The 11,932-nt window shown below is 58.0% G+C and carries 9 protein-coding genes and 1 pseudogene; 7 read left to right on the top strand and 3 right to left on the bottom strand.

Annotated features, from left to right (window positions below; genetic code table 11):
• Positions 1-43: 43 nt before the first annotated feature.
• Positions 44-1,003: an ADP-glyceromanno-heptose 6-epimerase gene (rfaD, locus tag AXW79_RS20760; RefSeq protein ID WP_005318153.1), complete on the bottom strand. Its 960-nt coding sequence runs from the start codon at positions 1,001-1,003 to the stop codon at positions 44-46.
• A 146-nt stretch (positions 1,004-1,149) separates the two neighbouring features.
• Between rfaD and AXW79_RS20755 the strand changes: the two genes are divergently transcribed.
• The 5 genes and pseudogenes from AXW79_RS20755 to AXW79_RS20735 all read left to right on the top strand — a co-directional run bounded on the left by AXW79_RS20755 (position 1,150) and on the right by AXW79_RS20735 (position 7,064).
• Complete coding sequence (locus tag AXW79_RS20755) at positions 1,150-1,794, top strand: TetR/AcrR family transcriptional regulator (protein ID WP_005318149.1); 645 nt, start codon at positions 1,150-1,152, stop codon at positions 1,792-1,794.
• A gap of 53 nt (positions 1,795-1,847) precedes the next feature.
• Positions 1,848-2,945, top strand: coding sequence for a glycine C-acetyltransferase (locus tag AXW79_RS20750; protein WP_005318148.1), 1,098 nt, complete (start codon positions 1,848-1,850; stop codon positions 2,943-2,945).
• Positions 2,946-3,013: 68 nt separating this feature from the next.
• Positions 3,014-4,042 carry an L-threonine 3-dehydrogenase gene (gene tdh / locus AXW79_RS20745; RefSeq protein WP_005318146.1) on the top strand — a complete coding sequence of 343 codons (1,029 nt, stop codon included), beginning with the start codon at positions 3,014-3,016 and terminating at the stop codon, positions 4,040-4,042.
• 197 nt (positions 4,043-4,239) lie between these two features.
• Positions 4,240-4,695 carry a c-type cytochrome gene (locus AXW79_RS20740; RefSeq protein ID WP_005318144.1) on the top strand — a complete coding sequence of 152 codons (456 nt, stop codon included), beginning with the start codon at positions 4,240-4,242 and terminating at the stop codon, positions 4,693-4,695.
• An 84-nt stretch (positions 4,696-4,779) separates the two neighbouring features.
• Positions 4,780-7,064 (top strand): annotated as a pseudogene (locus tag AXW79_RS20735) (putative bifunctional diguanylate cyclase/phosphodiesterase).
• A gap of 10 nt (positions 7,065-7,074) precedes the next feature.
• Here AXW79_RS20735 and rep read toward each other — a convergent pair.
• Positions 7,075-9,087, bottom strand: coding sequence for a DNA helicase Rep (rep, locus tag AXW79_RS20730; RefSeq protein ID WP_005318142.1), 2,013 nt, complete (start codon positions 9,085-9,087; stop codon positions 7,075-7,077).
• A gap of 166 nt (positions 9,088-9,253) precedes the next feature.
• On the opposite strand from rep, the gene AXW79_RS20725 reads away from it, so the two are divergent.
• Complete coding sequence (locus tag AXW79_RS20725) at positions 9,254-10,474, top strand: aminotransferase class V-fold PLP-dependent enzyme (protein ID WP_005318140.1); 1,221 nt, start codon at positions 9,254-9,256, stop codon at positions 10,472-10,474.
• Positions 10,475-10,487: 13 nt separating this feature from the next.
• The gene (locus tag AXW79_RS20720) at positions 10,488-10,922 is read left to right on the top strand and encodes a SufE family protein (protein WP_005318138.1); all 435 of its coding nucleotides are present in this window, start codon (positions 10,488-10,490) and stop codon (positions 10,920-10,922) included.
• A 21-nt stretch (positions 10,923-10,943) separates the two neighbouring features.
• On the opposite strand, the gene tcdA is transcribed toward AXW79_RS20720, so the two are convergent.
• On the bottom strand, positions 10,944-11,780 hold the full coding sequence (tcdA, locus tag AXW79_RS20715) for a tRNA cyclic N6-threonylcarbamoyladenosine(37) synthase TcdA (RefSeq protein WP_005318136.1): 837 nt from the start codon (positions 11,778-11,780) through the stop codon (positions 10,944-10,946).
• Positions 11,781-11,932: the final 152 nt, after the last annotated feature.

Raw genomic sequence — 11,932 nt, 5'->3', positions numbered from 1 at the left:
GGGCCATCTCTTTGGGAGACGGCCCGGACTCCATAAGGCTGATTTACGCCCGGTTCAACCAGGCCATGTAATCGGCCACGCCTTCGGCCACTGTCTTGAACTCGCCGTCATAACCGACACCGCGCAGCCTGGTCATGTCTGCCTGAGTGAAGCTCTGATAGCGACCCTTGAGATGATCCGGAAAAGGGATGTACTCGATGGCGCCCTGCTGGTGATGCTTGATCACGGCCTCGGCCACGTTCTGGAAAGGCTCGGCTCGGCCGGTGCCGCAGTTGAAGATGCCGGAGTGCTGCGGGTTCTGCCAGAACCAGAGGTTAACCTTGCAGACATCGTCCACATAGATGAAATCACGCATCTGGCCACCATCCGGGAAACCGTCACAGCCCTCGAACAGCTTGGGATTGTCACCCTGCTTCACCTGGGTATTGAGGTGGAAAGCCACAGAGGCCATGGAACCCTTGTGCTGCTCGCGCGGACCGTAGACGTTGAAATACTTCAGACCCACGACCTGGGAGTTGATCTCCGGCATCCAGCGGCGCACGTACTGGTCGAACAGCTGCTTGGAGTAGCCATAGACGTTGAGCGGCTGCTCGAACTTGGGATCTTCGATGAAGTTATCGTTGCGGCCACCGTAGGTCGCGGCGGAGGAGGCATAAATGAACGGAATTTCCCGCTCGATACAGTAGTGGAACAGATCCTTGGAGTACTCGTAGTTGACCTCCATGATGAACTTGCCATTCCACTCCGTGGTAGCGGAGCAGGCACCTTCATGGAAGATCACCTCGATGCCGTCATCCCACTCTTCAAACTCGTCACCAGAGACGATCCGCGCCTGGAACTCGTCCTTATCCATGTAATCGGCAATGGTCAGGTCGACCAGATTGACGAACTTGGTGCCGTCGGTCAGGTCATCGATGACCACGATATCGGTCCGTCCTTGAGCGTTCAGCTGCTTGACCAGATTGCTGCCGATAAAGCCAGCACCGCCAGTTACTACGATCATGGAGTTTGCCTCGCGTACGTTGATGGTCACATGTGACTGCTTGTTAAAGCTGTGTATAGTGAGCCAATTTGAAATTGCCGAAAAGTTTATCACGGGCCGCAAGGGGATTCGACCTTGATGCAAGGGGCCCGCCAGAGGGAACAGTGATGAAAACCAGAGACAGGATCATTCACAGCGCCACCGAGCTGTTCAACGATCAGGGTGAACGCAACATCACCACCAACCACATTGCCGCCCATCTGGGCATCAGCCCAGGCAACCTTTATTACCATTTCAGGAATAAAGAAGACATCATCCACTCGATTTTTGATCAATATGCCCGTCACCTGAGCGAGAGCTTTACCCCGGCGCGCAGCAACGAGATCAAGCTGGAAAACCTGATGGGCTACCTGGATGCCATCTTTTATCTGATGTGGCAGTTCCGTTTTTTCTACGCAAATTTACCGGACATCCTCAGTCGCGATGAGCCATTGCAGCAGAAGTATCTCAAGGCCCAGGAGCAGTTGCGCTCCTCCGTGGTCGCCCTGCTCAGGAGCCTGCGCGAAGGGGGTATCATAGATGTCAACGACGAGGACCTGCCCGACCTTGGCCAGACCATCAAAATGGTGGTGACCTGCTGGATCCCGTTCCAGATTGCCCAGGCCCCCCATACCCGCATCACCAAGCCACTGCTCTACCAGGGGGTATTGCGGGTGCTGTTCCTGCTGCGTCCCTATATCCAGCCCCAGGTGGCCGGGCAGATCCGTCAGCTGGAGCAGCATTACAGTCAACTGGCCCAACCAGCAGGGTGAGATCTGTTTCACAATTGTTGATAAACAGCTGCAATAGCCAATAAGGATCGAGGATGTCTAACGGATTCTATCGTCACCTGACCGAGCAACTTGGCCAAGTACAGGCTGAAGGATTGTACAAGCAGGAGCGCATCATCACCTCGGCCCAACAGGCCCAGATTGCGGTGGGCGGTGAGCAGGTACTGAACTTCTGTGCCAACAACTACCTGGGACTGGCCAACCACAAGGTGCTGGAACAGAAGCTCTCTGCCTTCCTCGGCACCGAGGATACCATCCTCTACTCCTCCTGCTTCGATGCCAACGGCGGCCTGTTCGAAACCCTGTTCGGTGCCGAAGACGCCATCATTTCCGATGCCCTCAACCACGCCTCCATCATAGACGGCGTGCGGCTGTGCAAGGCCAGGCGTTATCGCTATGCCAACAACGACATGGCCGAGCTGGAAGCCCAGCTCAAACAGGCCAACGCCGATGGAGCCCGTTTCAAGTTGATCGCCACCGACGGCGTCTTCTCCATGGATGGGGTCATCGCCGATCTGAAATCCATCTGCGATCTGGCCGACAAGTACGATGCTCTGGTGATGGTGGATGATTCCCACGCAGTCGGATTCATTGGCAACAACGGTCGCGGCACCCACGAATACTGCGGTGTGCTGGACAGAGTCGACATCATTACCGGCACCTTGGGCAAGGCACTGGGAGGCGCCTCCGGTGGCTACACCTCTGGCAAGAAAGAGGTTATCGAATGGCTGCGTCAACGCTCCCGTCCCTACCTCTTCTCCAACTCGCTGGCCCCCTCCATCGTCTCGGCCACCATCAAGGTGATCGACATGCTGGCCGAAGGCCACGAGCTGCGCGCCCGTCTGAAAGAGAACAGCCGTTACTTCCGCGAGCGGATGAGCGCTGCCGGCTTCACCCTGGCAGGTGCCGATCACGCCATCATCCCTGTGATGCTGGGGGATGCCAAGCTGGCCTCCGAAATGGCGAGCCGCATGCTGGCCGCCGGCATCTACGTGGTGGGCTTCTCCTTCCCTGTCGTCCCCAAGGGCCAGGCCCGCATTCGCACCCAGATGTCTGCCGCTCATACCCGTGAACAGCTGGACAAGGCGATCGATGCCTTCATCGGCATCGGCCGCGAACTCGGTGTCATCTGATTTGAACCAAGGGGCTGCAGCCCCTTTTTTCTGCATTCATCGTGATTGACTGGCATGAAGGAACAACCATGAAAGCACTCTCCAAACTCAAAGCCGAAGTCGGCATCTGGATGACGGATGTCCCGGCACCCGAGCTCGGCCACAACGATCTGCTGATCAAGATCCGCAAGACCGCCATTTGTGGCACCGACATGCACATCTACAACTGGGACGAATGGGCCCAAAAGACCATCCCCGTGCCCATGGTGGTCGGTCATGAATACGTGGGCGAAGTGGTCGCCGTCGGCCAGGAAGTGCGTGGCTTCGCCGTGGGGGATCGGGTCTCCGGCGAGGGCCACATTACCTGTGGCCACTGCCGCAACTGCCGGGCCGGCCGCACCCACCTGTGCCGCAACACCATAGGGGTCGGCGTCAACCGCCCGGGTTCCTTCGCCGAATATCTGGTGATCCCGGCCTTCAACGCTTTCAAGCTGCCTGACAACATCCCCGATGAACTGGCCGCCATTTTCGACCCGTTCGGCAACGCAGTGCACACTGCGCTCTCCTTCGACCTGGTGGGCGAAGACGTGCTCATTACAGGTGCAGGCCCCATCGGCATCATGGCTGCAGCCGTCTGTCGCCACGTGGGAGCCCGTCATGTGGTGATCACGGACGTCAACGAATATCGGCTGGAGCTGGCGCGCAAGATGGGTGCCACCCGCGCCGTCAACGTCAGCAAAGAGAAACTTGCTGACGTGATGAGCGCACTCGGCATGACTGAAGGCTTCGACGTGGGGCTGGAGATGTCCGGTGTGCCCTCGGCCTTCCAGGACATGATCGACAAGATGAACCACGGCGGCAAAATTGCCATGCTCGGCATCCCCCCCTCCACCATGGCCATAGATTGGAATAAGGTGATCTTCAAGGGACTGTTTATCAAAGGGATCTACGGCCGCGAGATGTTCGAGACCTGGTACAAGATGGCAAGCCTGATCCAGTCAGGTCTGGATCTCACTCCCATCATCACCCATCATTTCCATATCGATGACTTCCAGCAAGGCTTCGAAGCCATGGGGTCAGGCAAGTCCGGCAAGGTAATCCTCAGCTGGGACAAATAAGCCCTTGGGTCGCCCTCTTTCATGAAACCCGGTGAATACCGGGTTTTTTTATCATGCATCCTCACCAGTTTGTGATCTGACGAAGAAACTTTGCACGCAGAGTGCTTAACACTTCACACACAAGCGTTTAAATGGCTGTAACTATTCGGTTATAATCCAGCCGTTTTCTAGGGATAATAAAAGCCTGCTGGGAGTACATGAGCGTGTTGAAAAAACTGAGCTATTTGCTGGCTGTCGGAATGACGGCTGCCAGTTTGTCCGGCGTTGTACTTGCTGCCGATGAGATGTCACCGGACGCGATTGCCGAACGGATCAAGCCCGTCGGTCAGGTCTATACCGCCAAGGAGCTGGAAGGGATTGCGACTGCAGGCGCAGCTCCTGTGGCGGCAGCACCATCCGGCCCACGTGATGGCGAGGCCGTGTACAAAGGGGCGTGCTTTGCCTGTCATGACATGGGTATTGCCGGTGCCCCCAAACGCGGCGACAAGGCTGTGTGGGAGCCACGCATAGCGCAAGGCATTGATATATTAAAGAAACATGCAATTGAAGGCTTCACCGGCAAGAGCGGTGTGATGCCAGCACGAGGGACTTGCGTCACCTGTAGCGATGAAGAGATCGAAAACGCCATTCACTACATGACCGACAACCTCTAAGTGATTGAAAGGGCCGCAATTGCGGCCCTTTCAATCTGTTTACTTCCGACTACTCTTTGTAAGGTAGGCAAACCGGGAGTTTCTATGTCAGCCCAACCCACAGCACCGCATTACTCGACTCCCTTGTTGGCGTTGGTCTCCTCTATTATGGACTTCCCAGCACCCTCCGAGGCCACCCCTAAAGAGTATGACACCCTGATCCAGCAGCTGAACCAGCTCTGTCCGCTGCAACATTTTGGCATATTGGGCTTATCGGAAGCGGGGCTGCACTGGGTCTGCGAGCATCAGATTTCTGACCGTTTCAAACTACAGCTGGGGCTGGAGGAGTCGCGGATCTCCGATCAGCTTGACCAGCTCGATGAGGCGAAAGGCTGGTGCATACTGCCGGTCGAGCACGGTCAGATACAGTGGTTACTGGCCTGCTGTCAGCCCAAGGATCTGCCCACACTGCGCCTGTTGCTGGAATGTCTCGCCAAGCGGCTGAATGAAACCCAGGCAGGCTCCCAGCTATCGGAACTGGCCTCCCCCCTTATCCGCAAGGATCCGGACTGGCAAAAAAAGATTGAGAGCATCAATCGCATTATCCGCTTGGCCAATACCCTGCCCAGCCAGGCACTGTTCTCCCAGCTGGAAGCTGTGCTACGCCAGATACTGGCCATTCAGGACATGTTGCTGGTCCGAATAGACAGCCATCGGCTGGAAAAAATATATCCCGAGCAGCCACCGCACAGCGACGAGTTCATCACCAGCCTGTGCCACAGCACCAACAACATGGAACAGCACAAAGAGCAGTTGCACTGGTACAGCCAACCCTTGCGCCTGCAGCAGCAATACTTTGCCCACTTCCTTATCAGTACTCAGCAGCCGCTGGAGACAGATAACCGGTTGTTCCTCGACTTTCTGCGCAGCCAGCTGACCCTGTTGCTGGAGCTGAGGCGGATCCGGCAGCAGCTGCACGACATCAACTCGGAAGACTCCATCAACCAGCGCCTGCAACAGCTGCGGCAGACCAATCTCAGATTGCAGAAGCAACTCAAGCAACACCAGGAGCTCGAACGCAGGCTGCAATTCGATGCGCTTCACGACCCACTGACCCAGCTGCCCAACCGCGCACTGTTGATGAACCACCTCAACCACGCCATGACCCACTTCCACCGCTACAAGACGCCGGGATTTGCACTCATCTTCGTCGATGTGGAGCACTTCAAGCAGGTCAATGACACCCTGGGCCATAGCGCTGGCGATCAGTTGCTCAAAGAGATGAGTCGCCGTCTGCAAACCTGCATCAGACAAAACGACATGGTGGCCAGACTGGGAGGGGACGAATTCGTCATCTACTTGGACAACAGCAAGGACGAGGAGGATATCAGCCCTGTTCTCAACCGCGTCATCAGCCGCCTCTCCTATCCATTCCGGCTGCAAGGCAATGAGCTGAGCATCACAGTCAGCCTGGGGGTGGCCAGTGTGTCGGAGCAGACTTCAGATATCAGTCAACTGCTGCATCAGGCCGACCTGGCCATGTATCAGGCCAAACGCAACGGTCGCAGCCGCATCGTCAGCTATTCGGAAGAGTGCTCGGCCCAGACCTGGACCTCACCGGAGGAGATGCTGGCCAGAGCACTGCGAGAGGGGCGCATAGTGCCTTATTTCCAGCCGGTGATCCGGCTAAGGACAGTCGTCTGACAGGGCTGGAGGTGATGGCTCGCTGGATCACGGAGGAGGGTGTACTCAAGGATGCCTTCGACTTCATCCCGCTGGCGGAGCAGTGCGGCCTTATTCAGGAACTGGATTACCAGATACTGCGCCACACCTGCCAACAACTGAAGAACTGGCTGCCCATGTCGGGCCAGAGCAAGTTCAAGGTTGCGATCAACCTCTCCGGCAAGCATCTGGTCAACCACGATCAGATCATGCGACTGGTCGACATTATTGAGAGCGAGGGGATAGCACCGGGTTACCTGATTTTCGAATTCAACGAGCGGGAGCTGTCGCGGCAGGATTCCGACGCCCTCACCTCTTTGCACGAGCTGAGGGCCAAAGGCATTCAGATCAGTCTGGATGATTTTGGCACCGGCTTCTCCTCCCTCAATGCCCTGTTCCACTTCCCGGTGGACTACATCAAGGTGGATGACAGTTTCACCCATCGCATGCTGCAATCACCCAAGGATCTGGCGCTGATCCGCGCCATGCGGGACATCTGCCAGGATCTGGATTTCACTCTGGTAGTCGAAGGGATCGAGAACCAGCAGCAATTGCAGAAGCTGATCGACATGGGCTGCCTGATGGGACAAGGACGCTACATTTCACCACCCATGCCGGGGGCAGATATCACTCCCCTGCTCAGCCAGACCAAGGGGGAACGCGGCTAGCCGTGTCGGCTCAGTCCTTCTTGAACAGCGCTCGCAGGTTGGCGACGCCAACCTGCCCTTTCTGCTGGCGCTCCTCGGCCGTCACCTTCTTCTGATTTTCCCACTCAAGATCGTCCTGGGGCAGCTCCAGCAGAAAGCGGCTCGGCTCGGGCCTTACCGACTCTCCATACTGGCGCCGCTCTTTGCAGAGGGTGAAGGTGAGCTCGGTCTGGGCACGGGTAATGCCCACGTAGGCGAGGCGCCGCTCTTCCTCCACGTTGTCTTCATCGATACTGGTCTGATGGGGCAACAGGCCCTCTTCCATCCCCACCATGAAGACATAGGGGAACTCCAGCCCCTTGGAGGCGTGTAGTGTCATCAGCTGCACCTGATCGGCATCATCCTCCCCCTCGTTGCGCTCCATCATGTCGCGCAAGGTAAGGCGGGTGACCACCTGGGCGAGCGTCATCGACTCTTCCAGCTCATCCCCTTCCAGCATTTCGGTGATCCAGCGGTAGAGGGTGGAGACGTTCTGCATCCGCATCTCGGCCGCTTTGGGGCTGGGTGAGGTTTCGTAGAGCCACTCTTCGTAGTGGATCTCCTTGATCATGTCCCGCACCGCCTCAACCGGGTTGCCCCGCTGCGCCTGCTCGCCTAATCGCACCAGCCAGTTGGTAAATGCTTGTAGTGCACTCAAGCCACGGCCGGAAAGAGACTGTTCCAGCCCCAGCTCGAAGCTGGCCGCAAACAGGCTCTTGCCGCGCTGGTTGGCATACTGACCCAGTTTTTCGAGCGTGGTGGGGCCGATTTCACGGCGCGGCAGGTTGACCACCCGCAGGAAGGCGGTGTCCTCGTCCGGATTCACCAGCAGCTTGAGATAAGCCATGATGTCCTTGATCTCGGTACGGGAGAAGAAAGAGGTACCGCCCGAGATGCGATAGGGGATGCGGTTGGTCATCAGCGCTTTCTCGAAGATGCGCGACTGATGGTTGCCACGATAGAGGATGGCGTAATCCTTGAACCGGGTGCGGTTCATGAACTTGTGCCCCATCAGCTCGGCGGCGATCCGCTCTGCCTCGTGCTCCTCGTTCTTGGCAAACAACACTTTGACCGGCACCCCGTAATCGAGCTCGGAGAAGAGCGCCTTGTCGAACACATGAGGGTTGTTGGCAATCAATATGTTGGCGCATTTCAGAATGCGACCCTTGGAGCGGTAGTTCTGTTCCAGCTTGATGAGCTTGAGGCTCGGAAAGTCTTCGTTAAGCAGCACCAGATTCTGCGGCTTGGCACCGCGCCAGGAGTAGATGGACTGGTCATCGTCCCCTACCACGGTAAAGCGGGCCCGCTCGCCGACGATCTGCTTCACCAGCTCGTACTGGCTGGTGTTGGTGTCCTGGTACTCATCGACCAGCAGGTAGCGGATCTTGTTTTGCCAGCGGGTGCGGACCTCTTCATTGCTCTTGAGCAGCAGGGTCGGCATCACGATAAGGTCATCGAAGTCGAGCGCGTTATAGGCCACCATCTGGCGGTGATAGCGCTCGTAGAGCTGGGCCATCAGCACCTCTTCCGGCCCCTGGGCGATACGCATGGCACGCGCCGGCAGTATGAGGTCGTTTTTCCAGTTGGAGATCTGGCTGATGAGGGCCGACAGCTTGTCCTTGTCGTTATCCAGCTCAGCTTCGGTCAGCTCCTTGAGCAGCGCCAGCTGGTCGGTATCGTCAAAAAGGGAGAAGTTCGCCTTGAGATTCAGACTCTTGTGCTCACGGCGTATGATGTCGAGACCCAGGGTATGGAAGGTGGAGACCATGAGGCCCCGCGCCTCCTTGCGACCCAGAGTCTGGCCGACACGCTCCTTCATCTCCCGCGCCGCCTTGTTGGTGAAGGTGACGGCCGCTATGTTGCGGGCGTTATAGCCACACTGTTGCACCAGGTAGGCGATCTTGTTGGTGATGACGCGCGTCTTGCCCGATCCGGCTCCCGCTAGCACCAGGCAAGGGCCGGAGACAAACTTGACCGCTTCGTTCTGATTGGGGTTGAGCTTCATGGGCCGGATCTCTTGGCTTATGATGAGGGGCGGCATTGTAACAGAAATCAGCGGGCAAGCCGCATCGCTGCGCCACACACCATCAGTCGGCAAGCATCATGCGCCTTGTGTTCGAACGCCATTTTCAGGATCATGGCCGACTTTTCCAGACGATGACGAGGGGAGCATGAATCAGCAAGAGCACACCCAATTGCGCGGCCAGTTTCCGGCCTTGGCGCAGCAGGTCAACGGCCATCCTCTGGTCTATCTGGATAACGCCGCCACCACCCAGAAGCCGCAAGCGGTACTGGATGCGATAGCGCACTACTATCGGGCCGATAACGCCAACGTTCACCGTGCAGCCCATACTCTGAGCGGCCGGGCCACTCGAGCCTTCGAGGCCGCCCGCGAGACAGTCGCCAGGTTCATCCATGCGCCTCACTGTCGCGAGGTGATCTGGACCCGCGGCACAACCGAGGCAATCAACCTGGTGGCCCAAAGCTGGGGAATGAGCGAGCTCAAAGCGGGGGACGAAATCGTACTCAGCACCCTGGAGCACCACGCCAACATAGTCCCTTGGCAGCTGATTGCCCAACGCACCGGCGCGGTGATCCGGGTCATCCCCCTCAATGAGCGGGGCGATCTCGATCTGGCCACCTATCACGCCATGCTGGGGCCACGGACCCGGCTGGTGAGCGTGGCCCATGTATCCAATGCCCTCGGCACCGTCAATCCGGTATCGCAGATAGTAACTGCCGCCAAAGCTGTCGGCGCCCTGACCCTGATCGACGGCGCCCAGGCAGTGGCTCACCTCGAGGTAGATGTTCAGGCCATAGGGTGCGACTTCTATGCTTTTTCCGGTCACAAGCTATATGGCCCGACCGGGATCGGTGTGCTGTGGGGCAGAACCGAACTGCTGGAACGGATGCCGCCATGGCAAGCGGGCGGCGAGATGATCGACAGGGTCAGTTTCAGCGGCACCACCTTCAACGCCCTGCCCTTCAAGTTCGAAGCAGGCACCCCGCACATCGCCGGTGCCATAGGCCTGGCTGCCGCCATCGACTTTTTCATGCAACAAGACAGGATTGCCCTGGTTCACCACGAGCAGGTACTCACCGACCATCTGGTGGCAGGGCTGCGGCAGGTACCGGGCCTGCGTCTTGTCGGTGAACCCGGCCAGCGCGCCGGCGCCGTCTCTTTCTTGCTGGACGACATCCATCCCCAGGATGCCGCCACCCTGCTCGACATGCAGGGCATAGCGCTGCGGGTCGGCCATCACTGCGCCATGCCGTTGATGCAGAGCCTTGGCATCAGCGGTACCATCCGCGCCTCCCTGGCCTGCTACAACAATCAGGACGATGTGAATGCCCTGCTGGCGGCTCTGCGCAAACTCAGTGACTTCTTCTAAGGCAGACAACCCTATGAACAGCCTCGCAACCTATACCCAGATCGGCCTGGAACCCAATGCCGAGGGCATCCGCCAACAATTTGTGGCCGCCCACGGCTGGGAAAACCAGTACAGGCTCATCATCCAGCTCGGCAAGCTGCTGCCCGGCCTGCCTGCCAAATGGCAGCAGGAGGAGTTTCGTCTCAAGGGGTGTGAAAGCCAGGCCTGGCTGAAAGGGGAGCAGGGAGAGGATGACCGTTGGCATTTTGCCTGCGACTCCGATGCCCGCATAGTGCGCGGACTGATCGTCATCGTGCTGGCTGCGCTCAACCACCAATCCGCGGAGGCCATTCAGGCCTTTGATATGGAAGCCTATTTCACCGAACTGGGGCTGGAGAAACACCTGAGCCCGTCACGGGGTAACGGGCTCAGAGCGATCGTGCTGGCGATCCGGGAGCATGCAGTCTAATCCGCCTTGTTCAGTGCTCGATTACGCTTCGCTAATTGACCCTACTTCTTCATTCCCGGCCTCTTTTTCGGCGCGAGCACCCCGCTCGGCAATCTTCTTCAATACCCTGGACGCGGCAACCAACCCAAAGGTTGCCGTCACCGGCGTCACGGCGCCGAAGCCGGAGGCACAATCCATCTTCATGTTGCCATCGCTGGCGGCCTTGGCCTGACAGGTGCCACCATTGCCATCCGGGTAGCTCAACTGCTCGGTTGAAAAGACACACTCCACTCCGAACTTGCGAGCAGGATTCTTGCTGAAATTGTGCAGCCGGCGCAGATCGGAGCGCACCTTGGCTGCCAGCGGATCCTGAATGGTCTTGGCCAAATCGGCCACAGTAATCTGGGTGGGATCCATCTGTCCGCCGGCACCGCCAGCCACTATCACAGGGATCTTGTTGCGCTTGCAGAAGGCAATCAGCGCCACCTTGGCCTTGACCGAGTCGATGGCATCCACCACATAGTCAAACTCCCGCTTGATGTGCTCAGCCTGATTGTCAGGGGTGACGAAGTCATCCACCTCGATCACCTCGCAATCGGGGTTGATGGCGCGGATCCGCTCGGCCATGACTTCCGTCTTGAGGCGGCCGACAGTGCCTTGCATGGCGTGGATCTGGCGATTGGTATTGGTGATGCAGATGTCGTCCATGTCGATCAGGGTGATCTGATTGATGCCGGCGCGGGCCAACGCCTCGGCCGCCCAGGAGCCTACCCCGCCGATCCCCACCACACAGACCTTGGCCTGGCTAAAGGAACGCAGTGCGTTCTGACCATAAAGACGGGCAATGCCCCCGAATCGCTGTAGATATTCTGCTTTCATACCATCACCTTGCTTGAGGGCGGCCATTATAGCGGCAACGACAGCCAGCGGCGAACATCAAGATGCCCCGGAGTGGAGAGTGGAAGAGAAGGTAGGTAATGGTGATCGCTGACTTTGCAGTTGCGGAAATGAAAAAAGCCCAGTCTTTCGAC

Source organism: Aeromonas salmonicida subsp. salmonicida (genome assembly GCF_001643305.1).
In the GTDB taxonomy this organism is placed as follows: domain Bacteria; phylum Pseudomonadota; class Gammaproteobacteria; order Enterobacterales; family Aeromonadaceae; genus Aeromonas; species Aeromonas salmonicida.
The sequence above is the reverse complement of the archived record's forward strand: the minus strand, read 5'-3'. Positions and strand labels throughout refer to the sequence as shown.

Bases quoted from the DNA above. Each gene is read 5' to 3' on its own strand.
- rfaD (WP_005318153.1), bottom strand. From the start codon at position 1,003: ATGATCGTAGTAACTGGCGGTGCTGGCTTTATCGGCAGCAATCTGGTC.
- AXW79_RS20755 (WP_005318149.1), top strand. From the start codon at position 1,150: ATGAAAACCAGAGACAGGATCATTCACAGCGCCACCGAGCTGTTCAAC.
- AXW79_RS20750 (WP_005318148.1), top strand. From the start codon at position 1,848: ATGTCTAACGGATTCTATCGTCACCTGACCGAGCAACTTGGCCAAGTA.
- tdh (WP_005318146.1), top strand. From the start codon at position 3,014: ATGAAAGCACTCTCCAAACTCAAAGCCGAAGTCGGCATCTGGATGACG.
- AXW79_RS20740 (WP_005318144.1), top strand. From the start codon at position 4,240: ATGAGCGTGTTGAAAAAACTGAGCTATTTGCTGGCTGTCGGAATGACG.
- rep (WP_005318142.1), bottom strand. From the start codon at position 9,087: ATGAAGCTCAACCCCAATCAGAACGAAGCGGTCAAGTTTGTCTCCGGC.
- AXW79_RS20725 (WP_005318140.1), top strand. From the start codon at position 9,254: ATGAATCAGCAAGAGCACACCCAATTGCGCGGCCAGTTTCCGGCCTTG.
- AXW79_RS20720 (WP_005318138.1), top strand. From the start codon at position 10,488: ATGAACAGCCTCGCAACCTATACCCAGATCGGCCTGGAACCCAATGCC.
- tcdA (WP_005318136.1), bottom strand. From the start codon at position 11,780: ATGAAAGCAGAATATCTACAGCGATTCGGGGGCATTGCCCGTCTTTAT.